Genomic DNA, 24,695 nt, shown 5'->3' with positions numbered 1-24,695 from the left:
TTGATAACTACCTAGTTATCCATAACAGAAAGAAATATATACTTTCGTAAAAAACGACAAACTTCTTCCGAACATGACTGGGTTTCACCCGGGGTTATGCACATTAAAGTCCAGAGGACTTTTTTGAACTTACAATTTATAACGACATTAAATATCTTTCTAACTTTTGGGACATCCTTTATTTTTTTATTCGTATTGAATCAAAAAGGTCATACTCCTTACAGCCTGCCCCTCATTCCCTGAAATATCAGAACAGAAAACGATCATATGGTATTTGCCGGGTGATACATCTTTAGGAATAGTGATCTGTTGCTCAACGGTCGCTTTATCTCCCGATACATCCCAGGATTTATCAAAAGAGAAAGGGTTTTCTTTGTGATCCTCTTCTGCATGTTCATCATGCTCGTCATCATCTTCCTCCTCCTCTTCATGGATTCCTTCTCCGTGTGAATGTCCTGCTGCATCATGGATATTTATTCTGTAGGAGCGTAATGCCTCATTGTCGCTTAATTCCAGTTTCACAAGGAGAGTTGAGCCAATGAGTAATTCCGCTCCATCTTCCGGTTGTATGATCTGAATAACCGGTTTGCTCGTATCTCCATCATCGTCACAGGAGTTAAACGAAACGAATGCTACGACTAAACTCAACAGGGTAAAAAATGTTCTTGTTTTCATATGTATAATCATTTAATTTTATTTGAAAAAACTATTAAAAGGTACTTTAATCATCACCTGAAAATTTCGTCCAGGTTCTGGGATTTCTACTCTCCGGTAAAAACTTAAGTGGTTGTAATAACGTTTATTCAACAGATTCTTTGCCGATAAGGTGATTACAGGTTCTACTTTACCAAGAGAGAATGAATAGGAGGCTCCGGCATTAAACAGATGCGCTTCCGGAGTAGGTTCTTCATTGCGGTCTACCCGGTTTTGCCGGGCGATATAATGATACTCACCAAAGAGTTGTAATTTTTTATATTGCCAGGTCAGACTGTTCCGGACAGAGGCAGGCGGCGAGAAGCTTAATGGGATATGTTCGTCGCAGTTATACGTATAGACATAATCCCCTGTCAGGGAGTATGTCAGTTGTTTGGTCAGAAAAACTTCCACACTGGCTTCTGCTCCGGCAAAAAGCGCTTCTGCTCCGGTATACCGGTATACCTGTCCGGCATGGGGTAGGATAGACCATTCCCCGCTGGGATGCAGGAAGATATAGTTGCTGAACCAGGAGATAAAAGGAGAAAATTGTATACTGCCCCAGGATCTATTCCAGGTATAGGCCAAGTCAAATTGCCAGCCTTTTTCCGAGTCGAGTGAAATATAACCTTGTTCGTGGCGGAACGTACCGTGATGAACTCCATTGGATGCCAACTCGTTGGCTCCCGGCAGACGGAAGCTGTGACCGATATTCGCCTTTAACAAATGTCCTTCAACCGGTGTCCAAACTACGCCAACCGAGCCCGACCAGTCACCGAACGAACGGTCTACCGCGTGACTGCGGATACTGTTCGCTGTAACCTCTTCTTCCGGATAACCTTGTTTGCGAAGGTATTCTGCCAGATGTGTATCTATAAACTCATTACTGTTTATATGACCGAAATCATAGCGCAATCCACCACTGATCGTTAATCCTTCTTTGACCTGATAATCAGTCAACCAGAAAAAACCGGTCGTTAGCCGCTTATACTCCGGCAACAAGAATGAATAGCCGCCGATGGTATTCTGTTGATATTGGATATCCCAACCTGCCGTATGTTTCCAAGTAGACGAGCCAAACAATTGTAGTTTGACAGACGAACTGAAGGTGTTCAGGTTGAACATCAACTCTTTATCAGGGTCAACCACCGGTGGCTGCTGCGTGCCGTAATGGGTATGGAAGCTGCTCCACTCTTCCCGGTGATTGTTCTGATACCCCAGGTTCCACTGTAACAACAGGTTGTCCCAGGAATATTGCTGGCGCGTTGTCGCTTTCAGATGATTGACTTTACTGTAAGGGAGATCGATATTCCGCGAATCGCCATCATCTTTTACCCGCGACGCATCAGGGATACCATGCGCTCCGGGGAAGAACCCGACTTTCTGATAGGCATTGCTGACCGAATAACTACTCATATACCGGCCATTGCGGTATTCGCCCAGCCAACTGATATTACGTTCCAAACCGGCGGTGTTTTTCAACCGTTTATTGGCGATTGGGATATGTTGCGTCAGGTAGACAATATGGTCGGTCGGTACACGATAATCCCCAAAATGTTGTTCGGAAAAGCGCAATTTGGTATGGAATTTCCCTTTTTTTAGACCCACCATCACCGAACCGCCCAATAGGTCGTTGACCGATTTACCCAGTAAAGCCACTTCTCCATAAAACTGATCGTCGAACGGAGGTGCTGCCGGAGTTATTTCAACTACCCCACCCATGGCATCACTCCCGTAGAGCAATGAGGCCGGTCCTTTGCGGATAGCCACCTGCTCGACATTAAAAGCATCGATTTCCAGGCCGTGATCAGCGCCCCATTGTTGTCCTTCCTGTTTGATCCCGTTCTCGGTCACCGAAACGCGGTTGAATCCCATCCCCCGGATAACCGGTTTGGAAAAGCCCGAACCGATATCCATCGACTGAACACCCGGCAACCGCTCGAGTGTCTGCATCAGGTTACCCGAAAAATGATTTTCCAGAAAGGCTTTTCCGGCCATTTCCAACGGTACGGTTACTTGTTTGTTTCGCGCCATCCGGTAGTTCTCCGTGATGATTATTTCTTTGATCGACTGCTCCATCAGCGTGTCGGTCTGTTGGGCATGTAATATACCGGAAGACCAGCATATGATCCATGCCACAGCATATTTTAAACGCATAGCTGTTTTTTGAATTGAATATCTGTTTGTAGATAAACTTGTTCCCGGAAAACCTAATTATCCCCCGGCAACTTAAAATCACAAAAATTGGTAGTCAATCAAACAACAGGCGGAGCCCGTAAAGAATAGCTATGAGCCGAAACGGATGTTCCTTCGCTCAGACAAAAAGACTCTTCTATGGAGAGAAGTGTCAGGAATGATTGAAAAGGCTCTGTTTGGAGAGCCAGGAAAGGTGAGAGGATAAACTGGCAGATCTCACAATGATCCGAATCATCGGAATGGTCATGTGATGTTGAATCTTCCGCATTTGTTGAATCATGATCATATATATGTGTATGCATCTCCGTACAGGTATGTCCTGCATGGTGATCATGGTGGTGCGTTATCTTTGTCACTGCCAAAGGAAGCAGACAAAACAACAGCATCCATGCGGTAAAGATCCGTTTTTGCCTTTCTAATTTCACTCGGATAGAGAGTTTAATCCGCAACAAAAGTAGTTTTTTTGAGTGAAATACAAAAACAGCTGTTTTTTTTAGGGTAAAAAAAACACATACAAGTAACTGCGAAAACCTCTTTTTTCTTAATTAATCATTGTTTTTTCGTATACCCGATGGGATTACGGGGTTTGGAAAGTGTTTTCTGCCGGGAGGCAAGTTCGGAAAGCGCGATATAGATTTCATCCAACTCACGCCGGTTCTCTTCCGAAAGATCGTTGATAGTCGCTAATGTCTCTTCACTTATCTCTTCCAATGTTTCAATACGTTTTATCAGTTCTGGTAGTTTATTTTCTTCTTTGGCAACAACTAACATATTACGTAATGCAACAAAAGCACGCATAATAGTTATATTCACTTGTATTGCTATAGGTGAACGCAATACTCCCGACAACATGGCAACTCCTTCCTGGGTGAATGCGGTAGGAATGATAGAAGAGTGTTTTATTTGTTGTGGCAACTGGTCGCAATTTGCGACCAGTTCATCCCATTCAGATTGAGTTAATTGAAACATGAAATCTTCGGGGAAACGTTCGATATTACGCCTGACCTGCTCTTTCAGTCGTTTTGTTAAAATACCATACATCTCCGCCAGATCAAAGTCTAACATGACTTTTACTCCTCTTATTTCGTGAATTTTATGTTGAATAGAAGATGGACTTTTCCGACCGGTCACTAATTCCATATTATGATAGAATTAAAGGGTTTATAATCAGTTACGCATGATATACACCGTTTGTCGGGTGCGTCCGACGCAGCGTATTCTCCCCGCCGCAATCAATGTTTTAAGATCGTCCAAGGCGGTATATCGCGTGCAATGGTTAAGACCCATTGCTCCTGTACAGCTGATATACTCATTTTTCAGGAGATAAGATAAAATGTTCTCCTGCCGCTCTTCCTGACTCATTCGTTTGCCCTTAGGGGGGATGATGCGTTCAAGCGTCGCTTGGCGCAACTGTTTTTTCAAGCGGGACGAACAGCGGAAACCGACGGTGTCTATGGCGATACTCAGCGCTTTTTCCCCGTTTTCGACATCCAGATAACTGCTGCGGAGTGTCGGAAAGAAGTGCCCGATCCCTTCCAGATGGATATGAGTGCCGTCTGAAAGGTAAATACTCATCCAATGGGTAAACGCCTCAAGGATTCCTTTGACATCGGCCGAAGAAAATGAACTGCCGGCGGATACTAACTTGCACATTTTTTCCATGTCCATGGTCCCGTTGGATACGATTCGTGCATGTTGTAGTTTCTCTTTTTCCCTGTTTTTGGGAACAGGAGTTTTGTGTAAGGTGAATTTTAAACTCATTGTTTTGGTTGATTAAAGGGGTTTATAAAAATGATTGAATACAAAAAATGAATTATTTTTTTTGAAATATTCATTCGACAATTGTCAAACGAGTATTCAATAATTATGAAATGATCGTTCGATAGCTATCAACTGTTTATTCGACAATTGTCAAATGATTTTTTCTGAAGCAAAAATAGCGTTCCTCTTCTGAAAAGAAAAGAAAAACAGTGACGATGTTCGTAAAAACGGGAGATTAAGAATGATGAATTTGGACACTTTTTTAGATCGGTTGGCTATTTCGGAGGGACCTTTTCGGTGGTTGTTACAACTAAAGATAAATATTGTACCTTAGCGCTTCAATTCAACATGAAAGAGATGCGCTATCATACATATCAACTTCAAAATGGCCTGCGAATTATTCATCTGCCGGTGGAATCGCCTGTTTCTTACTGTGGATTTGCAGTTAATGCAGGTACGCGCGATGAACGTGATGATGAACACGGGATGGCTCATCTGGTTGAGCATATGCTGTTTAAGGGGACAACAAAGCGGAAGGCCTGGCATATCCTGAACCGGATGGAGGTCGTAGGTGGTGAGTTGAACGCTTATACAACAAAAGAGGAGACGTTTGTCTATTCGGTCTTTTTGGCTGAACATTTCAACAGGAGTGTCGAATTATTGACTGATATTGTGTTTCATTCCTCTTTTCCCCAGAAAGAACTGGAAAAAGAGAAAGAAGTGATTCTGGATGAGATTAATTCGTATGAAGATAGTCCTTCAGAATTGATTTATGATGAATTTGAAAATCAGATCTTTGCCGGGCATCAGTTGGGGCATCATATTCTTGGTAATCAGGAATCTATCGAGCGATATACGCCAGAAGACGGTCTCTCTTTTTTGCACCGTTTTTATATGCCTGAACAGATGGTTTTTTTCTCTATGGGGCGGCAACCGTTTAAACAGCTTGTCAAAACGCTTGAGCGTTTGACGGGCGCGTTGAATCTTGCGGCGAATAGCGGCAATTCTGCACGTATTGCTCCCTCAGAATATAAGGTTTCATCGAACAGAATGGATAAAGACACCCATCAGGCGCATGTTTTGATCGGAAATAGAGCATATAGCATGTATGATGAGAAGCGGATGGCTTTATTTGTCCTGAATAATCTATTGGGCGGCCCCGGAATGAATAGCCGTCTTAATCTGATGTTGCGTGAGCGTCATGGACTGGTTTATACGATTGAATCGAACATAACCTCTTATACGGATACCGGAATGGCTTCGATTTATTTCGGAACAGATCCGAAACACTTGGAAAAGGCGCTGCAATTAGTCAAAAAAGTCCTTCGTGAGTTGCAGGAAAAGAAATTATCTACCTCCCAGATGGCTGTGGTTAAGCGCCAAATAATCGCTCAAATGGCTATTTCAAGGGATAATCGGGAGGGATTATTCCTGGGACTTGGGAAAAACTACCTTCATCATGGTTCTTATAGTTCTTTGGAAGAAATTGCCGGTAAAATCGATGTTTTAACTGCTGAAGACCTTCGTAATACAGCAAACGAGGTCTTTATTCCCGAACAACTCTCTTATTTAATCTATTGTTAATAAAGGCTTTCTAATTGTCCCTTGTCAATTTGCGCGCATGAACGCGCATCACCAGCTTTCTATTTTATCTTTCAGTTCAGGGATCGTGTTTTTATCGAAGACCGGACTTTTTATTCCTCTTTTCTTCTGGCTGACATAATCGTTCAACAGCAGGAAAGCCTGACGGCTTAACAGGATGATTGCGACCAAGTTACACAGGGTCATGCACCCCATGGTGATATCCGCCAGACTCCAGGCAAGATCCAGGCTGGCTAAGGCTCCAAATAAGACCATGCCCCCGACTAAGACTCTGTATAGTTGTAATATATATCGTTTGGACGTAATAAACCGGATATTGGCTTCGCCGTAATAATAGTTTCCGATGATACTGCTGAAAGCAAAGAGTAAAATGGCTAAGGCAACAAAAATGGTTCCGATTTCACCGATTTCATTGGTTAAAGCTTGTTGTGTCAGTTGAATGCCATTAATCGAACTGTCCAAAGGCGCTCCGCTGAATAGAATAATGAATGCGGTACAGGTGCAAATGATCAATGTATCGGTGAAAACGCCTAATGCTTGTATTAATCCTTGTTTGACCGGATGTGATGTACTTGCTGTAGCAGCTACGTTTGGAGCCGAGCCCATTCCCGCTTCATTGCTAAAGAGTCCTCTTTTAATCCCTTGCATTAAAGCGGCTCCCACACCTCCTCCGACAAATTGCTCCCAGCCAAAAGCATTCCCGATAATCATCTCAAAGACTCCCGGAAGTTTATTCAGATTGAATATAACGATTCCGAATGCCAATACAATGTAACCTAATGCCATGGCTGGTACGATGATACTACTTACTTTGGCAATACGCTGAATACCTCCAAAAATAATGATAAGGGTAAAAATGGTGATGAAAACGCCCATATAGGAGGACTTTATGCCAAATGCCGATTCCCATGCGGCGCATATGGTGTTGCTTTGTACGGAGTTGAAGGCGAAACCAAACGTGATGGCTATAAGTACGGCAAATAATACACCCAGCCAACGTTTTCCCAAACCACGTTCCATATAATATGCCGGGCCACCGATAAATGAATCTTTTCCTTTGACTTTATATAATTGAGCGAGTGTAGACTCAATAAATGCGCTGGAAGCGCCAAAAAGTGCAATAATCCACATCCAGAATACTGCACCTGGCCCTCCAACAGCAATTGCTGTCGCTACTCCTGCTAAATTCCCTGTTCCTACACGGCTCGCCAGTGATACGGCGAATGCCTGAAAGGAGGATATCTGTTTTTCTGCCGTTTTAGCGGTGGAATCGCCTAATAGGCGAATCATCTCTCCCAACAGACGGAATTGTACAAAACGGGAACGAAAAGTAAACCATAGTGCACATCCGAGTAATAAACCGATCAATATATACGTCCAAAGCAAGTCATTCAGGGTGTTGATCGTCTGTTGTGTGAGTTCCATAATGCTGATAGTATCAATTGTTTATTCCGCAAACATAGGTAAAAATCAGTATACACGATCTCTTTGTCTTTCTTTTTCTTAATTCTGTAATAATTTATCTGAAATTGTCTATAGTTAATGAAAAAGGGTCTTACTTTGTATTGGTTAAACCTATCGATGAGTATATATGGCTTTGTTTTCGACTGTGGAATTTGAACATCAATTTAAAGAATTGTATAGACCTTTATGTCTGTTTGCTCTCAGATATACAGGGCAGATTGATGATGCTGAAGATGTTGTGCAACAAGCATTTACAGATGTGTGGGGCAAGTTGTCCGGAGGACAGGCAATTGAGAATCTGAAAGCATATATGTATCAGACAGTACGAAACAGATCGCTCTCTTTTATCACTTCAATGAATGAACAGCGTTCGTTGGAAGAAATCCCTGATTTGACCGATTATTCTGGTGACGAAGAGGTCTTTTTAGCCGAACGGAACGCCCGTTTATGGAATGCGATCGATCAACTCCCTCCAGAACGAAAAAAAATCTTCTTATTATCCAAAAGAGATGGTCTTAAATACCAAGAAATTGCCGATGAACTCACTATTTCTATTAAAACTGTAGAGAATCAGATGGGTAAGGCTCTGAAAACATTACGGGAGAGTGCTAAGCGTATTTACCTGTTTTTTTTCGGATAATTTGGCACATCGGGTAGGGGTTTTTTCATTTTTGTTGTCATAATAATAGAATTAAACGATATGAATTATGACTAAAACAGGAGAGATGAAAAGGATTTTTTTACTTGTGATGATGATTTTTGCTATTACTAACGTACAGGCTCAGTGGAGTTTAACGACAGAAGCAGGGTTGACTGCAGCCAAGAGTGTTGATTACAACAAATGGCGAGCCGGCGTGAAAGTTGGGTTGGGGGTGGAATATCAATTTACACCTGTTTTTTTTTCGATAAAATCGGGAATTAATTATACTCAAAGGGGCTTTTCGATCGATAATTTGAGTTATTTGAATACTGAAAAAGAGTTTTTTGGTAACTCCGCGGTAAAATTGACCCGTCATTTTCTGCAATTGCCCGTTATGGGGCAGTTTTCTTTTGCTGTAGCAGAGGATGTCAGGTTAAATATAGCTGCCGGGCCTTATTTTGCGGTGCAGGTAGGCGAGAAATATGAAATGACGAACTGGGAGTACCATTTCAATGAATCGGCTCCAAATGGGGTTTATTATCCCGGTTATGGGGCTTTTCTGCCCTCTTATGGCTATGGAGAGTACTATTATAGTGGTGGTTACGGGTATAGTAGCTATGGCTATTATACGAAGCAGCTGAATTCGGGCAGTAACAAATTTGATTGGGGAGCTACGGCCAGTTTGGGGGTTGAAGTGAAACAATGGGTGATGAATCTGGGATATGATATCTCTTTGGGCAAAGAATTTGAATGGGATCAAATTGATGCTAAATATCACACAGTTAGTCTATTAGTTGGATATAAATTTAAAATCGGAAAATAATTTTAATGCTTTATGAGTCACGAGCAACAGGACAAATTTGAACAACGTATCGCTTTTGTCGCTAAACATTATAACGAGAAGAAGCTGAATACGGATGAAGCCTGGAAACGTTTTGCTGCCGGATCTGCTATTCGTAAGCGTATACCTTTGCGTCGTTATGTAGCTGGAATTGCGGCAGTATTTGTATTGCTTATTGGCTTTGGAATAGTTTATCTGATGCATAAAAACACGCCTGATTGGGTGATAGTCAATACGTTATCAAATCAATCTAAAGACGTTTATCTGCCTGATAGTACCTTGGTATCGTTGGCAGGAGATTCAAAAATCAAGTATAATAGAAAGGATTTTAATCAGAAAAGACGTACTGTGGAGATGAATGGGAAGGCTTTTTTCCAGGTAAAGCAGGATGTAATGCGCCCTTTTGCTGTTAAAACGACTTATACAGTCACTACGGTAGTCGGTACCAGTTTTCAGATTGAAGAGCGGGAAGAGGCTACAAAGATCAATGTGGCGAGCGGGAAAGTGCTATTTGAAGATCATTCGGAGGGAGATAAGAACCTTTTAACTGCCGGTATGTCAGCGGAATACAATGCTGAAAATAAAAGAATAGCCATACAGGTAGCTGATAATGATATGAATTATCTTTCTTGGAAAACACAGACGCTGATTTTCCATGAGACACCGCTTGAACGTGTCATTAGAGATTTGAATGAATGTTTTAATGTGCAGATTATCAATGAAAAAGGATCTTTAGATTTGAAATTGACGGCTACTTTTAATGATTTATCTCTTGAAGAAACACTCTTTATTATTAACCAGACTCTGGATACCCATCTGACTGTTGTCTCTAAGCCATAAAAACAACGCATGCAACGACTCTTTTTGATACTAATTTTTTCCCTATTCACCGGTATGTTTTGGGGGTTAAAAGCCCAATTTTCAAGGGCAGCCGCCTTGATTACCGTGGAAGTGGACAATATTCCTCTTGAAGAGTTGCTGTTAATAATTGAAAAACAGTCTAATATGACATTTTCGTATGAATCTTCGATCGTAAAAGATTTCCAAAAAATTTCTTTTTCTGCGTCGGAAGAATCGTTGTCATATTGTCTAAAACGGCTCTTTTCATCGTTACCTTTTGCCTATAAAATTACCGGAAAATATATTATCCTAAAAAAGAGTGGTTTTCAATACACCATTAGCGGGTTTATTCGGGACTCAGTATCGTATGAAAGTTTGTTGGGTGCATCTTTATTGGACAAAGGGTCTAATAATGGTTCTGTATCAAACAGTTATGGCTTTTTTAGCCTTACTTTGCCTGCTGGAAAAGTACATTTACGGGCTTCTTATGTAGGCTATGAACCGAGGGAGATCAATTTTATCTTACAAAAGGATACGCTTTTAGAAATACTTTTACCTGCATCCGGACGGTTAGGAGAGATCCTGATAGAAGGGGAAAGTATTGATAAAGATATAGTTACCTCTATTCCGGGAAAAACAGATCTTTCTATTTCCAATATTACTTCGATGCCCACTCTGCTCGGAGAACCGGATCTGGTGAAGACACTTCAGCATCTGCCTGGGGTAGCGCAAGGGATGGAAGGGATGAGTGCGCTCTATGTGCGAGGGGGGAATGGCGACGAAAATCTATATCTGGTCGATGGAAATCCGGTCTATCATGTGAGCCACCTGGGTGGTTTTTTTTCAGCCTTTAATGCTGACGCTCTGAAGAATACAACCTTTTACAAAGGAGCTTTTCCGGCTCAATACGGTGGCCGTGCCTCATCAGTGATTGATGTGCGGATGAAGGATGGCGATCGTCAGCAGTATCATGGAAGTCTGTCGTTAGGTCTTATTTCAGCCAAAGCAAATCTGGAAGGGCCGATTATAAAGGGTCGTTCATCGTTCAATTTCTCTGTGCGACGTACATGGCCGGACTTGATTGTTGCCTCTGTACTTTCGGCGACCAACCGTAAAAAGACCAGAAAGCTGATTGCCGGTTATTATTTTTATGATATTAATGCGAAGTTAAATCATTCATTCTCAGATAAAAGTCAGATGCGGTTGATCTTTTACATGGGTGATGATAATTTTAAATCGGGGGAGAAGTACGAAACAAAAGATGAAGATTTGTTTCGTTGGCGATGGGGTAATCTTGTCGGTTCAATGAACTGGAATTATGTGTTTAATAATAATCTATTTGCCAATTTTACAATAGGTTACAGCCGATATCGATCGCGGGTGATGCAAACAGAAAATCGATTCCATGAAAAGAAGCAGATCTATTATAACTTTCAGGATTATCGATCGCGGATGGAGGATCTCAGCATTAAAGCGGATTTTGAGATTCGTTTACATGAAAAGCATCGCATACGGGCAGGTACTGATTACCTGCTTCATTTTTTTCGGCCGGGGCTGAACAAGATGGAATCGTGGACAAAAGATTCAATCAGCCAATATTCTACCGATACAGTCTTCAATGACCCTTTTATCCGGGGTCATGAACTCTCTTTTTATGCAGAAGACGAACTTTTATTGAACGACCGGATATGGCTCAGAGGCGGCTTCAGACATACGATCTTCCATGTTCAGGGGAGTACTTATCATTCATTTCAGCCGCGTATTTCCGGGCGATACCTTATCCGTCCGGAAATATCTGTTAAAATTTCTTATTCAAAAATGAACCAGTATGTCCATCAGCTATCAAGTACGTCTATAAATTTGCCGACTGATTTATGGGTCCCGGTGACCAAGCGTATCCCCCCGATAGCGTCTCATCATTTTTCTGCAGGATTGTATGCTGATTTAGCCAAACAATATGATTTGTCGATTGAGGGTTACTATAAAACAACAGACAATATCCTTGAATATAAAGATGCCTCTTCGATAATATCTTCCTTCCCGAATTGGGAGAAGCGTGTTGCCTTGGGTGAAGGGCGTTCATACGGGACGGAATTGATGATTCGCAAGAATACCGGGAAAACCCGGGGATGGTTGGCCTATACCTTATCCTGGAGTAACAGGCGGTTTAATGATACCGGCATTAATAAGGGGGAGTGGTTTTCTTCAAAATATGATAACCGCCATAAAGTGGATCTGGTCATCTCACATCGCTTATCAGAGAAAGTCGAACTCAATGCAAACTGGATCTTTGCTTCCGGCAACCGTATCACACTTCTGACCGACTATTATCTTGCACCCTCACAACTTCCCGGTCATATCTACTGGGGAGATGATTATCGTATTATCCTCTCAGGATCAGATCAAAGGAATAATTACCAGTTGCCCCCTTATCACCGGTTGGATTTGGGGATAAACATCTACCGCCCCAAGAAGAGTGGTAATATGGGTATATGGAATTTCAGTATATATAATGCTTACCTGAAAGACAATCCCATTGCAGTTGAACCTGTTGTGACTTACTCGGGTAAAGAGTGGGAGGTGAAACTCTATAAGACGACAATCTTTAATTTCGTACCTTCGTTTTCGTATACGTATAAGTTCTGACAATGATGAGATTCGTACATACCCTATTCCCGGCAGTATTCCTGATCCTATTTATCTCCTGCAATCCGGAGATCCGGATAAAAATAGATCCGAGCCCTCCTAAGCTGGTTTTGTATACATCAGCTTCTCCGGATAAGGATGTGAGTGCACATGTCACAAAGAGTTGGTTCATTACAGATAAGCAATGGGAAGTAGAAGTCGGTTCGGTGAAGATAGATGTATATATTAATAATGTATATAGAGGTACGATGCAACCGGTTGATCGCCATGAAGAGGATACACTATCTGTTAAAGGACTGTATGCCTTGCCCGGCTGTCGGGTGGAAGCGGGAGATAAGCTGGAGATTGTCGCCGAAGCGCCTGGATTTGACGTTGTTCGTGGAGAAACGACTCTGCCGGATTATACGGAAATTCTCTCTGTAGATACAATCAGTGGGAGGGCTGTTGATGACCAGTCTGACGACGAGTCACTGATCTGTTCTATGCGATTCAGGGACAAATCCGGTGAAAAAAATTATTACCGTTTCCTGGTCCGGCGGGTGACCGAATACCATAAAGGAGACACTCTTATCACAACGACAAATGAAGTCGGAATGTTTGGAAATCACTATTATAGCCATCTCTTCAATGCTTTCGGGTATGCGAATTATGGTAATTATATGACCGAAGTTGATGGTTTTCATGTGTCGTGCGACGATCCTATACTTAATCCGATGAGTAACAATCCACTCCCTGAAAAAATAAATTCTTTTTACAGTTTTGGCGCCTTTTCGGATGATTTGATTGATGGACGTGAATACGCCTTAAAATCGACCCTGTCGGCGTATAATACCTATTCCTATCAGAGTGATGCCTTAACAGCGATTGTTCACTACGACTTTATCTTACTCTCTGTCTCAGAGCCTTATTATCAATACATGAAAGCGGTATGGACCTTTTATCTGAACGGATGGGACATCGAATCTTTGCGTGAGCCGATGGCCGCCTACAGCAATGTGGCTAATGGGTATGGCATTGTTGCCGGCTATCAACTTTCAACCAAACGTATTACGATGCCTTTTTCCGATACCGTTCCAATCTGGAATCCTTTTGATCAATAATGTGAGTTGAATCCGTTTTATTCATAACTCCCCCTTTCTGATGTGTTTTTAATTTAAATTAACACATAAAGACTATTTTCTCCTTTTTCTTAAGTTGAAGCTATATCTTCTATTAGATTTGCTTTCAATTGAATCACCTTTTGATACTAATGCTTGGATAATGCGAAGTACATAATAAAAAAATTACTATGTATTAGCGCATTTATTTTCATAATTATATTTTAAAATATTTGTAAATAAGGATGTTATACATATGGCTTAATGTTAACAACATCTTTTAAGATATTATATGTCATGTGTATTGTATTAGTAATAATTGTAAGTATTCTACATAAATATGAGATATAAATAATAATCTTTAACGGTAACTTTTTGTTCTGTATTTATTGATCATGTAATATCTATGAGAATATATATATTGAAAATTGCAATTTGCATATATGTAATGGGATTATATTAGTATAATAATAATGATATAAAATTGTGATAGATTATCTAATGATATGTAATTAATCTACCTTTTGTAGGCAGGATCTTAATCTGAGCAAGATTACAATGTGTCAATGTGAGCATTTTGTCATTTTAACCCCTCCGTCATCCGTTTATTTAAGCCAAACGGCAAGGCGCTCCGAAGAAACGCCGTGATTTGGGGTTTATTTTTGCTAGATCGGTTGATTATCATTTTCTCTTGCCTATTTTTGCAGGTCTGAAAAAATCCTCCTTCCAGAGAAAAAAAGGACTGTTTTTGATCCATTTTTTCCCCATTTCCGACCCTTAAAAAAATGATGCTGATGATTGGTTCGAACTATTTAGATGCTTTTCCAAGATCATCTGCATCATTTTTAAAATCTCCAGGGGAAATTGGGGAGATGAACCAGAACAAACCGGCAAAAAGTGTCGATATTTTGTCTAAAATCTGTAAGTTGAGCCTCTATTTGATTAAAAATAAACAGGGTACGCGTTAGCTGAAAAGCTGTTTTCCCTCATTTATGTCACGAATCACTCACGCACAAAAGCAAAATAACAGAATTGCCCCTCCCGTTTCTCTTTTCCCTCTTCCTCCTCCCTCTCATTACTTGAAAATTGTAATCACAACTTGTAAAAGTTAGGATTTACAACTTGAATGAGTTGTAGATTCTATTCATTTTCAGGCCGTTTTTGGTAGATTCCGACAAATTACGATTTGTAACCTATTTTTCCTTTTCCAGAATTTCTCACCTTCCGTCGCCCCCCTATATTTGCATCGTGTTAAGGCACGAATGAGTAAAACAACAACCACTAATTTTTCAAATTTATTACATCATGGCAACTAAGGTATTTTTTAAATTATTCGTTTTAGCTATCGTTACATTATTTATTACAAGCTGTTCTTCTGACGAACATTTCGAAAGCTTACCACTAACCGACCAAACTGTATCTACCACTCCATCGGCAATGACTCCTAACGAGAACGTATTAAGAGCGATGGATATTCAGTTCCCAAATGCTAAAAGCGTAAAATGGACTATCGAAAACGGCTATTACACAGCCAGCTTCTCTGAGAACGCCTCAGTTGTAAAAGCATGGTTCAGCCAGAAAGGAAACATGGAATCTGCTCAAACAACTGTTGCTTACCAAACATTGAACCAATCGGTAAAAAGAACATTAGCCACAAGCGCATATGCGGATTACAGCCTCTTAAACGCCTATATCCTTGAAAGAGCAAACACATCGGATATCTATATGGTGAAAGTAAGCAACAACTCGGAAGTGTTGAACGTATACCTCTCTTTAGCCGGTGACCTGATCCGCACAAAAAACAGTACAGCCACTGAATCGGAAGCACCTGTTGTAATCCCTTCACAAGTAAGCCGTACCATTAACGGGATGTTCAATGATTTCCAGGTATTGGATTACTGGGATGATTCATTGAGTGCCAAGGTAGGTGTGATCGACAGCAACAATGTTTTCAAACTGATTGCTTTGGATCAGGAGTACAACTGGATCTCTACATTCTGGGTGGTAGAAGAAGAGGTAGTACCTGCTCAGGTGATGAACAAATTCAAAGCATCTTCTTATGGCCATGCCGCAGTTAGCGACATCCGCGTGATGGATAACGGCCAAGAGGTGTCTTACCTATTTTATTTCAGCCAGAACGACAAAAACAAAATTGCAACGGTGAAAGAAAATGGGGATTGTATTTCTATTCTGACGTATTAATTACTAATCCAAAATTATATATATAAACAAAAAGAAAAAGTGTTGTTTTAAGATGTAAATCTTATTGAAAAAAAGTGGTTGGGAAGGCTGCTCCGGGAGGAGCGGCCTTCCTTGTTTTAATCATTTTAGAGTTGAATACAACAAGAGTTAGAGAGATCCTATCTCTTCGGGATATCTACCGATTTTTCCGATTTTCCCAGTAAATGTTCGGAGAAGTAATCGACCATACGCCAATAAAAATACTCATTCATATCGCCGAAACCATGACGCTGCTGCGGTAAGAGAAGCATATCAAAACGTTTGTTTGCACGGATCAGCGCATCTACCACACGCATGGTATTACCCGGATGTACGTTATTGTCGATATCTCCATGAATAAGCAACAGATTTCCTTTCAATTGTTTGGCCAGTTCGGGATTACTCTTGATACTGTATATAAATGTTGTATCCCCTTTTTCTGTGATCTCTTCTTTCACTCCATGGTGAGTCTCACTCCACCAGCGATTGTAAATCTTATTATCATGATTTCCGGCGCAAGATACGGCTACTTTAAAGAAATCGGGAAATTGCAACAGGGCAGCGGTCGACATAAAACCACCTCCCGAATGTCCATGAATTCCTACACGGTGAATATCGATAAACTTATACCGGTCGGCCAATTGGATAATAGCTGCTTTCTGGTCTTCCAATCCATAATCCCTCAAATTGCCATATCCATAGTTATGATACCATTTCGAACGACTCGGATGTCCTCCCCGGTTTCCAACCGATACCACAATAAATCCGGCCTGTGCCAGACGGTCGGTACGCACATTCATAAGAGTAAACGGATAACGGGTAGCCTCCACCTGCGGACCAGGATAGACATAATCAATTATCGGATAGACCTTGGTTGAATCAAAGTCAAACGGTTTATATATCACTCCATACAGATCCGTCACCCCGTCTTTCGCTTTGACTTTAAACGGTTCGGGAAATTGATATCCGGCAGCCAGCAGCTGTGAAAAATCACTCTTTTCCAACTCCATGACTTTCCGTCCGTTGTTATCGAGCAGATCAGAAGCAGGGATGGTATTGATGCGGGAATAGTTATGCACGATAAACTGTCCGTTATCATCCATATGGACTTCATGGAAATAGTCACCAGCTGAAACCATCTGCAAACCACTACCATCCAAATTGACCCGGTAGAAATGTTCGTAATACGGGTTTTCCTCTTTTTCCTTTCCGTTTGCGATAAAATAAACGACACGTTTAGCTTCATCGACTTTGACAATCTGGTCTACATGCCAGGAGCCTGATGTCAGGCGGTTCTTTAAATTCCCTTGGTCATCATACAGATAAAGATGTGCCCAACCGTCGCGTTCGCTCCAGTGGATCAACTCTTTCCCGCTATTGATAGCGGCCAGTGGTCGTACTTCGATATAGGTATTCATCCGTTCTTCGATGATCGGACAGATTGTATCTGCACCTATTGTATACGAGCAAATATCGATTCGGTGTAAGTCACGACTCATACGTGTAAGAAAAAAACGGTGCTCATCGCCCAACCAACAATCAGGCTGATCCTTCATATCGCGCTGTTTCTGTAAACTCGGTTTACGGGCCAGACGGATGGTCTGGTCTTTAAAGGCGTTGGTATTAATCTCTTTATAACTGTTATCGGCCATATCGAACAGATACAGATACTGTCTAGGCGACTCTTTCTCACCAGGCATTTGGTATTTGTACGACTCGAGTGTGGGACGAGGTTCAGCCATCACATTGATGACCCAAAGATCTTTTAACGGACGATTATCAGTCAGCGTAACGGCAAAATACCGGGAATCGGGCGACCAGACTATACCATCTGCTTTCCGCCGTTTACCGTTCAGAAGTGTATCTGTATTTAACAGATAACGTGGCTGCCCGAAACCAAAATGTTCTACGCCAATGGTTGTCAGTTGAATATCGGTAACAGTACTATCTTTATCATCTTTTTTCAGTTTTTCATAATCTTCACGTGACATACGGTAAAGATTTAAATCTTTCGCATAAACCACTGTTTTTCCATCCGGAGAGACAGAAGCCCAGTCCGGATGTTTAGGTGTTTTCTTTTTATCTTTCAAATGAGTCAGTTGTTGTGTCCGATAATCATATGCGAAGAAGAAAATCTCCTTTTCTTTCTCTTTACTTTTATCGGTACTATCTTTTTGCGCGTCTTTTGACGATTTGATCTGGAACGTAAACGAATGTCCGTCTTCCCCTGCTTCCAGTTCCTCGATAGGTAATTGCTGTGCTGTAAACGGATCTTTGACGATTTCAGTCAGTTGAGCCGCCAGCTTATCCAGGTCAAATAAAGAGCGCTTGGTGCGCGCATTCGGGTCTACAACATACCAAGCTTTCCCTTCACTGGTTTTATATGCATACCAGAAATGATTCCCTTTTTGAAACCAATGTGGATCTATCGACGTCGAAAACAACATCGTTGATAATTTATCTCCGGCAAAACGTTCGGCCTGCGTATATCCTGATAGACGTTCGGCAGAATAAGCTGTTTGTGCGCTTACATTACATACTAAAAAGAGATTTAAGGCAAACAGCAGTAAAAAGAAGTGTCTCATGTTTATCGAATTATTTAGTGTTGTTTTTTCATGAGACAAATGTATGCAATAATCTCTAACTTCTGTTCTTACCACCCGATACCTCTTGTAAAGGCTCGGCCATTCGCTCATTTTGCTTTCATACAAAACCCAATATTCCCATTCATTATCAGTTAATTACATTTATTTATTTAAACTTTTTTATGATTATACTGAAGTATTATCTGAAAAATCCACCTTCTTTTTTCTACATCATCCTATAGAAATAAAAACAGTTTGCTGATCCCTTTTTTGTTACACCTACCTCTGTTTTTTGTTAGAGGTACGTCTAAACAAATTTAGAGGTACGTCTAAATTCATTTAGAGGTAGGTGTAAAACATTTTAGAGGTACCTCTAACAGAAAAGTCATTGAATGCTTCCAAAAAACCGACAGCGACGTGATGGTTTTTGTTTCAATAGAAAAGGGTAATCTCACGACCACCCCATTCCACTCAACTTAAAAATTAAATAGTTATTTTCCTGTGCTCATCACACCCGAATCATCATCGCTGTTATTTATTTTTTTCTGACCGCCTTTAAAGGATCTTCCGAAAGAGAAGTTATAGCTGAACTGGAACAATAATAAACGTGAACTTTCTTTGATATAATTGGCTCGTTTATAGGAGGCATACTGTGATCTGTTTTCCGATTCCTGCTTGTAATTATCTGCAAACGGATTAAACATCCCAGCTGTAAAGGCCATATTCTTGTGATTGTATCTCAACATAAGGATATGGATATTCTCCCCTCCACTCATGGTTTCGCCATAGAACCAGTTCCAGTTGGTCTCCAGATTGAATGCCAGCATTAGTTTTTTGTAGGAGGCTGAAAGGCTTACGTTGGTATACCAGTTGGTATATTCATGTGCGTATGTGTTGCCTTTGCTGATATAATGATTTACCCCTCCCGTGACAGCTACCTGAAGAAGATCTTTTATCGGACCAACCCGCAATGTCAATCGACTCTCTAATCGCTGCCAGCTGCGTTGGTTATCCCAGGTCTGTATAATTTTATTCCCTTCCCGGTATTTTTCATCCATGATTGCATCCGGTTGGTAGTCGTAGCCGGTCATCCAGTTGCCATGAAAAATCCCTTTCTGAATTTCATAGGTCAGATCAGTCCGGTAGCGCATGAAAGGTTTCAGATCCGGATTTCCACGCTGAATCTGCAAAGAGTCTATCGTTTGTTCCACCTTACTCATATTCGATAGCGAAGGGGATGAGTTACTGATATTTCCTCGTAAACGGATATAGGATTGCCCCGGTAATGTATAGTGAAGCACAATACGTGGATTGAACGTGTAATTTTCATACCCATCTCCCTGCCCTTTCTGGCTGAACCAGTTGCGGCTGATACCTGCTCCTAAGGTATAATCCAGGTTTTGCTGCTTTCCTTTGAATTCGATATACGCGGAAGCTTCGGATTGATCCATTTGAGTGGTATAGTCATGTCCGTTTTTATAACTGTTATCCGAAAACGAATGATTGTACCGTATGCCTCCGCTTAAGCGGTAGTTCCCCAATTTTTTTTCATAAATACCTTCTCCGATAACGGAATATTTATTGCCTTTGACCAAGTTGTTTATATCGGTTAAGATCAATTTTTCGCGACTTTCCTGATAGAAGCGTGTTTCATCGGTGTAATTATACGTCCCAACCAGGTTGAAGACGAGGGTTTGATCGTTTTTTAACTGTTGTTGATAATAAAGGTCAACAGCCGGGCGGTGGGTTTTATTGGACGAATTATCGATCATATGAACCGCATCATTCGGATTGGCCTGATTGAATAATTGACCATGATAGTCCCAGTGTAATGTTCGGTTTGTATGATAACGAACGGTAGCATTAAACATCCGCTTCTCCGGTTCTATCAAACTATAGGTAGCATTCAGGTTTTGCCAATACATTTCGCCATGCCCGGGTTCTCCGACCTCTTTACGTTCTAATATAGAGCCATCTTCGAAGGTAAAACGTTCTTTGTTATCGCGCCACATACGGTAAAAGTCGCGGTGGCTGATCCCATAATTCATCGAAAATTCCGATTTTTTGTGATTTATTTTAGCATTGATAGAGTTGTTTCCCCAAGCTGCAGCAACGGCATCATTCAAGTCTAGCCCCAAGTTTCCGCCTGTCTCCGGACGATGTACGATATAGTCTAACACCACTTCTGCATTACCATATCTCAACCCTGGATTATCATGATACTCAATCCGGATAATTTCAGTCGGGTTGAGTGCTATAATATCCTGGATCTCAACTTTAGCCCCATTGATCCGTAATTGGATTTCACCTCCGCCGGGCAGTTTGATCTCATTGAATAACGGATTGACCTGCACCTTAGGTAGCATCAACTGTTGAAGAAGATTAATTCCATTTGTAGAGGATTTCACTTGTCGTTCTGAAGGGTGAACCAACATCCGGTCGGATTTACTGTTAATATTGGATGCGCTGACCGTAACGCTTTCGAGTGAGATCACATCTTCCTCCAGAAAAAAGACCTCAAGATGTCTGTCTTCTGCAACTTCGTTTAAAGGAATATACCGGGTTTTAAAACCCAGACTTGATAGTTGGAGTTGATAATTTCCGGAGGGGAACTTTTCTAAGGAGTATTCTCCTTTTTCATTGGTGATTGTCCCTTGTATAAAGACTGAGTCTGTTGTTTGCAGAATAACATTTGCAAATTCCAGATTCTCTTTATTTTGAGCATTTTTTACCTGTCCTTTTATCGTTAAATTTTGAGCAAATACTCCCTGTATCATACTGGATATCAGTATGAATAAACTTATTATTCGTATCATTATGAATTATTTTTTTTCTGCAGGGTGGCCTTTCCTGCTATTGTTTACTCATAAGACGAATAGAAAACAGAAATAGTTACATAATTGCATAAAAAAAACAAAAGTATCCTCTAAATAAGCGTAAAAGCCTTTAACTCCTTCCGCAATTGTTTGGCTTTTCCATCAGTCACCTGATCCATTAACTGCCAGAATCGTTCACTGTGATTCATCTCTACAGTGTGACAAAGTTCATGCAATAGTACATAATCGATCAAATGCCAGGGAAGTTGCATCAGATAGAGGGAGAGGTTGATACTTCTGCGCGTCGAACAACTCCCCCAACGCGTTTGGCTACTGTTGATACGCACCCCGGAATAAGAGAAGCGGTATTGTTGAGCCAACCGGCTCAACCTTTCAGGCAATACCCGTTTGGCTTCCCGGCGGAATACGTTTTTAAGGACTTCCCGTAACCATTCCTGCACCCGTTCTTCCTCAAAACGAATATGTTGCGGGCAAATGACTGTCAATAAACCGTCATGCAGCGTAATGGATGCCTTTGATTGTTGCCCTCGTTGAATCGATAGGCGAAAAGTAGCCGTTTGAAGAGTAGTCGTTTCATCCAGATTCCGGACGACAGGAGCTTTTTGGAGGATCGTTTGTAGTTTCAAACGGTTTTTCTCTATAAATTCATGCATGGTTTGTTCGCTGCCTCCGACGGGCATTGTCGCAGTTACCGCCCCATTCTTGATTTTTAGCGTATAGCGTTTATAGCGTGAAGAGATTTTTAGTGTAATCACTCCTAACTCTTTGTCCAACCATTTCTTTTCGTTCATCTGTCTAAAAGTCATCCCGGGGAAGTGGAAATACACTGGAATTGTGTATCTTTGCGCCCGAAAAACAGCACAAAAATATAAACAATATAAATGATATACAATCATGAATAAGAAAGCGCTTTTAGTTATCTGTGACGGATGGGGGATCGGCAGCGGCCGTAAAAACGATGTTATTTCAAGTACGCCAACGCCTTATTGGGACCGTTTATTGAAGGAGTATCCACATTCTCAGTTACAGGCTTCCGGAGAAAATGTAGGTCTGCCTGATGGACAGATGGGAAACTCTGAAGTCGGTCACTTGAATATCGGCGCCGGACGTGTATTGTATCAGGATTTGGTAAAGATCAATATCGCATGTCGTCAGAACACTATTCTGGATAATCCGGAGATCAAAAGCGCTTATAGTTATGCCAAGGAGAATGACAAACAAATTCACTTCCTGGGATTAGTTTCCGATGGTGGCGTACACAGTTCGATGGAACATCTCTTCAAATTGACAGATATTTCTAAAGAGTACGGAATCACGAAGTCGTTCGTGCATTGCTTTATGGACGGTCGCGATACAGACCCCAAGAGCGGTCTTGGTTTTATCCGCCAGTTGGAAGACCATCTCAAGACAAACGGAGGGAAGATCGCTTCTATTATCGGGCGTTACTACGCGATGGATCGTGACAAACGTTGGGAGCGTGTTAAAGAAGCCTATGACCTGATGGTCAACGGACTCGGCAAAGATGCCGAAGATATGGTAAAAGCCGTTGAAGAGTCGTATGCGGAGGGTGTAACCGACGAATTTATCAAACCCATTGTTCATGTAGAGAATGGCGAGCCAGTGGCAACAATCAAAGAAGGTGATGTGGTGATCTTCTTTAACTTCCGCAATGACCGCGCGAAAGAGTTGACAATCGTACTGACTCAACAAGATATGCCGGAAGCAGGTATGAATACAATCCCCGGCTTGCGTTACTATACGATGACTCCGTATGATGCTAACTTTAAAGGCCTACATATCCTTTTCGATAAGGATAATGTAGATAATACCTTAGGCCAGTATCTGGCGGCAAAAGGGAAAAGCCAGTTGCATATTGCCGAGACTGAAAAATATGCACACGTCACGTTCTTTTTCAATGGAGGACGTGAAGAACCGTATGTCGGTGAAGAACGTATTCTGGTGCCTTCTCCGAAAGTGGCCACCTACGATCTACAGCCCGAAATGAGCGCTTATGAAGTAAAAGACAAACTGGTAGAAGCGATCAATGAAAACAGATACGACTTTATCGTATGCAACTATGCCAATGGCGATATGGTAGGCCATACCGGTATATATGCTGCCATAGAGAAAGCAGTGGTGACCATCGATAAATGTCTGGAAGCTACGATAGAAGCCGCAAAAGCCAACGACTACGAAGTGATCATCATTGCCGACCATGGAAATGCCGATAATGCATTGAATGAAGACGGTTCTCCCAATACGGCACACTCACTGAATCCGGTTCCTTTCGTCTATGTGACAGCCAATAAAAATGCAAAAGTCGAAAATGGTATCCTCGCTGATGTGGCTCCATCCATATTGCATATTATGGGTCTGGAGCAGCCACAGGAGATGACAGGGGCAAACTTAATTAATGATTAATGTTTAATTATAAATTATTAATTATTAATTGTTGATTATAAAATAAAGGAGCCAAAGGAGTTACGATGATTTGAACCCCATTCGGGAATTAAGTTTAAAATTATCTTCTGGCTGTTTAATTAATAATTAACAATTAATAATTAACAATTAATAATTAACAATTAATAATTAACAATTAACAATTAACAATTAACAATTAACAATTAACAATTAATAATTAACAATTAATATACATGTTGCAGATAGAAGATGCTCTCGTCAGCATGGATGTGATCGAACGTCACTTCCTGTGCGACCTCTCCCAATGTAAGGGAGCGTGTTGCATAGAAGGTGATGCCGGTGCACCGCTGGACAGAGGAGAATTGGCCGAATTAAACAACGTATTGCCCAAGATATGGGATGATCTGCGCCCCGAAGCACAGGAAGTCATCAAAAAACAAGGAGTAGCCTATATTGATATCGAAGGAGATACGGTGACCTCTATCGTGAACGGAAAGGATTGTGTGTTCACCTACTATGATGAACGGGGCATCTGCAAATGTGCAATAGAAAAAGCTTTCCGGGCAGGAGAGGTCAATTTTATGAAGCCTGTCTCCTGCCACCTATATCCGATCAGGATTAAACAGTATGAAACATTCAGAGCAGTAAACCTCGATCGGTGGAGTATCTGTAAACCTGCTGAATTGCTGGGACGACAAGAGAAACTACCGGTATACCAATTCTTGAAAGAACCTTTAATTCGTAAATTCGGACAGGAATGGTACGACAAACTGACCATATCGGCCGAAGAGTGGCGTAAACAAAAAAATTTATAGTTCTTTCTGCCGAAAAGCAACAATCAAACAAGAGTAT

At 41.3% G+C, this 24,695-nt stretch carries 18 protein-coding genes; 9 read left to right on the top strand and 9 right to left on the bottom strand.

What is annotated here, in order from left to right; translation table 11 throughout:
* Window positions 1-186: 186 nt before the first annotated feature.
* From M2135_RS14320 to M2135_RS14300, 5 genes are all read right to left on the bottom strand, one after another.
* Window positions 187-675, bottom strand: a complete 489-nt coding sequence (locus M2135_RS14320; protein ID WP_280749207.1) for a DUF4625 domain-containing protein — start codon at window positions 673-675, stop codon at window positions 187-189.
* Between the two features lie 18 nt (window positions 676-693).
* Window positions 694-2,850, bottom strand: coding sequence for a TonB-dependent receptor (locus tag M2135_RS14315; RefSeq protein ID WP_280749206.1), 2,157 nt, complete (start codon window positions 2,848-2,850; stop codon window positions 694-696).
* Between the two features lie 98 nt (window positions 2,851-2,948).
* Complete coding sequence (locus M2135_RS14310; protein WP_280749205.1) at window positions 2,949-3,314, bottom strand: DUF2946 family protein; 366 nt, start codon at window positions 3,312-3,314, stop codon at window positions 2,949-2,951.
* A 124-nt stretch (window positions 3,315-3,438) separates the two neighbouring features.
* Window positions 3,439-4,029: an ORF6N domain-containing protein gene (locus tag M2135_RS14305; RefSeq protein WP_280749204.1), complete on the bottom strand. Its 591-nt coding sequence runs from the start codon at window positions 4,027-4,029 to the stop codon at window positions 3,439-3,441.
* 27 nt (window positions 4,030-4,056) lie between these two features.
* A complete protein-coding gene (locus tag M2135_RS14300; protein ID WP_280749203.1) occupies window positions 4,057-4,650 on the bottom strand; it encodes an HU family DNA-binding protein in 594 nt (197 codons plus the stop codon).
* Between the two features lie 357 nt (window positions 4,651-5,007).
* Here M2135_RS14300 and M2135_RS14295 point away from each other — a divergent pair, with 357 nt between their 5' ends.
* Window positions 5,008-6,234, top strand: coding sequence for a pitrilysin family protein (locus tag M2135_RS14295; RefSeq protein WP_280749209.1), 1,227 nt, complete (start codon window positions 5,008-5,010; stop codon window positions 6,232-6,234).
* A gap of 48 nt (window positions 6,235-6,282) precedes the next feature.
* On the opposite strand, the gene M2135_RS14290 is transcribed toward M2135_RS14295, so the two are convergent.
* Window positions 6,283-7,677, bottom strand: a complete 1,395-nt coding sequence (locus M2135_RS14290; RefSeq protein ID WP_280749202.1) for an alanine/glycine:cation symporter family protein — start codon at window positions 7,675-7,677, stop codon at window positions 6,283-6,285.
* Between the two features lie 166 nt (window positions 7,678-7,843).
* Here M2135_RS14290 and M2135_RS14285 point away from each other — a divergent pair, with 166 nt between their 5' ends.
* The 6 genes from M2135_RS14285 (at window position 7,844) to M2135_RS14260 (ending at window position 15,982) form a co-directional block, all read left to right on the top strand.
* Window positions 7,844-8,356, top strand: coding sequence for an RNA polymerase sigma-70 factor (locus tag M2135_RS14285; protein ID WP_280749201.1), 513 nt, complete (start codon window positions 7,844-7,846; stop codon window positions 8,354-8,356).
* An 85-nt stretch (window positions 8,357-8,441) separates the two neighbouring features.
* Window positions 8,442-9,179 carry a porin family protein gene (locus tag M2135_RS14280; protein ID WP_280749200.1) on the top strand — a complete coding sequence of 246 codons (738 nt, stop codon included), beginning with the start codon at window positions 8,442-8,444 and terminating at the stop codon, window positions 9,177-9,179.
* Between the two features lie 12 nt (window positions 9,180-9,191).
* Complete coding sequence (locus M2135_RS14275; RefSeq protein WP_280749199.1) at window positions 9,192-10,037, top strand: FecR domain-containing protein; 846 nt, start codon at window positions 9,192-9,194, stop codon at window positions 10,035-10,037.
* Window positions 10,038-10,046: 9 nt separating this feature from the next.
* Entirely contained in the window at window positions 10,047-12,683 is a 2,637-nt protein-coding gene (locus tag M2135_RS14270) for a carboxypeptidase-like regulatory domain-containing protein (protein ID WP_280749198.1), read from the top strand.
* Window positions 12,684-12,685: 2 nt separating this feature from the next.
* Window positions 12,686-13,783: a DUF4249 domain-containing protein gene (locus M2135_RS14265; RefSeq protein WP_280749197.1), complete on the top strand. Its 1,098-nt coding sequence runs from the start codon at window positions 12,686-12,688 to the stop codon at window positions 13,781-13,783.
* A gap of 1,302 nt (window positions 13,784-15,085) precedes the next feature.
* Window positions 15,086-15,982 (top strand): PepSY-like domain-containing protein, encoded by an 897-nt coding sequence (locus M2135_RS14260; protein ID WP_280749196.1) that lies wholly within the window; start codon window positions 15,086-15,088, stop codon window positions 15,980-15,982.
* Between the two features lie 158 nt (window positions 15,983-16,140).
* Here the strand turns inward: M2135_RS14260 and M2135_RS14255 are convergent, their stop codons facing one another.
* The 3 genes from M2135_RS14255 to M2135_RS14245 form a co-directional block, all read right to left on the bottom strand.
* On the bottom strand, window positions 16,141-18,585 hold the full coding sequence (locus tag M2135_RS14255) for a DPP IV N-terminal domain-containing protein (RefSeq protein ID WP_280749195.1): 2,445 nt from the start codon (window positions 18,583-18,585) through the stop codon (window positions 16,141-16,143).
* 491 nt (window positions 18,586-19,076) lie between these two features.
* Window positions 19,077-21,401: a TonB-dependent receptor gene (locus M2135_RS14250; RefSeq protein ID WP_280749194.1), complete on the bottom strand. Its 2,325-nt coding sequence runs from the start codon at window positions 21,399-21,401 to the stop codon at window positions 19,077-19,079.
* Between the two features lie 110 nt (window positions 21,402-21,511).
* Window positions 21,512-22,213 carry a SprT family zinc-dependent metalloprotease gene (locus M2135_RS14245; protein WP_280749193.1) on the bottom strand — a complete coding sequence of 234 codons (702 nt, stop codon included), beginning with the start codon at window positions 22,211-22,213 and terminating at the stop codon, window positions 21,512-21,514.
* A gap of 103 nt (window positions 22,214-22,316) precedes the next feature.
* Here M2135_RS14245 and gpmI point away from each other — a divergent pair, with 103 nt between their 5' ends.
* Together gpmI and M2135_RS14235 are read left to right on the top strand one after the other, a co-directional pair.
* Window positions 22,317-23,843 (top strand): 2,3-bisphosphoglycerate-independent phosphoglycerate mutase, encoded by a 1,527-nt coding sequence (gene gpmI / locus M2135_RS14240; protein WP_280749192.1) that lies wholly within the window; start codon window positions 22,317-22,319, stop codon window positions 23,841-23,843.
* A gap of 233 nt (window positions 23,844-24,076) precedes the next feature.
* Window positions 24,077-24,658 (top strand): DUF3109 family protein, encoded by a 582-nt coding sequence (locus tag M2135_RS14235; RefSeq protein ID WP_280749191.1) that lies wholly within the window; start codon window positions 24,077-24,079, stop codon window positions 24,656-24,658.
* Window positions 24,659-24,695 lie beyond the last annotated feature (37 nt).

The sequence above is a fragment of the Parabacteroides sp. PF5-9 genome, from assembly GCF_029893105.1.
Lineage (GTDB): Bacteria > Bacteroidota > Bacteroidia > Bacteroidales > Tannerellaceae > JARXWG01.
Note: the sequence above shows the minus strand (reverse complement) of the source record. Positions and strands in the feature narration are given on the sequence as shown.

Excerpts from the sequence above, each read along its gene's own strand:
- M2135_RS14275 (WP_280749199.1), top strand. The coding sequence starts at position 9,192 with ATGAGTCACGAGCAACAGGACAAATTTGAACAACGTATCGCTTTTGTC.
- M2135_RS14265 (WP_280749197.1), top strand. The coding sequence starts at position 12,686 with ATGATGAGATTCGTACATACCCTATTCCCGGCAGTATTCCTGATCCTA.
- M2135_RS14295 (WP_280749209.1), top strand. The coding sequence starts at position 5,008 with ATGCGCTATCATACATATCAACTTCAAAATGGCCTGCGAATTATTCAT.
- M2135_RS14280 (WP_280749200.1), top strand. The coding sequence starts at position 8,442 with ATGAAAAGGATTTTTTTACTTGTGATGATGATTTTTGCTATTACTAAC.
- M2135_RS14255 (WP_280749195.1), bottom strand. The coding sequence starts at position 18,585 with ATGAGACACTTCTTTTTACTGCTGTTTGCCTTAAATCTCTTTTTAGTA.
- M2135_RS14250 (WP_280749194.1), bottom strand. The coding sequence starts at position 21,401 with ATGATACGAATAATAAGTTTATTCATACTGATATCCAGTATGATACAG.
- M2135_RS14260 (WP_280749196.1), top strand. The coding sequence starts at position 15,086 with ATGGCAACTAAGGTATTTTTTAAATTATTCGTTTTAGCTATCGTTACA.
- M2135_RS14235 (WP_280749191.1), top strand. The coding sequence starts at position 24,077 with ATGTTGCAGATAGAAGATGCTCTCGTCAGCATGGATGTGATCGAACGT.
- M2135_RS14320 (WP_280749207.1), bottom strand. The coding sequence starts at position 675 with ATGAAAACAAGAACATTTTTTACCCTGTTGAGTTTAGTCGTAGCATTC.
- M2135_RS14290 (WP_280749202.1), bottom strand. The coding sequence starts at position 7,677 with ATGGAACTCACACAACAGACGATCAACACCCTGAATGACTTGCTTTGG.
- M2135_RS14245 (WP_280749193.1), bottom strand. The coding sequence starts at position 22,213 with ATGAACGAAAAGAAATGGTTGGACAAAGAGTTAGGAGTGATTACACTA.
- gpmI (WP_280749192.1), top strand. The coding sequence starts at position 22,317 with ATGAATAAGAAAGCGCTTTTAGTTATCTGTGACGGATGGGGGATCGGC.
- M2135_RS14315 (WP_280749206.1), bottom strand. The coding sequence starts at position 2,850 with ATGCGTTTAAAATATGCTGTGGCATGGATCATATGCTGGTCTTCCGGT.
- M2135_RS14305 (WP_280749204.1), bottom strand. The coding sequence starts at position 4,029 with ATGGAATTAGTGACCGGTCGGAAAAGTCCATCTTCTATTCAACATAAA.
- M2135_RS14270 (WP_280749198.1), top strand. The coding sequence starts at position 10,047 with ATGCAACGACTCTTTTTGATACTAATTTTTTCCCTATTCACCGGTATG.
- M2135_RS14285 (WP_280749201.1), top strand. The coding sequence starts at position 7,844 with ATGGCTTTGTTTTCGACTGTGGAATTTGAACATCAATTTAAAGAATTG.
- M2135_RS14300 (WP_280749203.1), bottom strand. The coding sequence starts at position 4,650 with ATGAGTTTAAAATTCACCTTACACAAAACTCCTGTTCCCAAAAACAGG.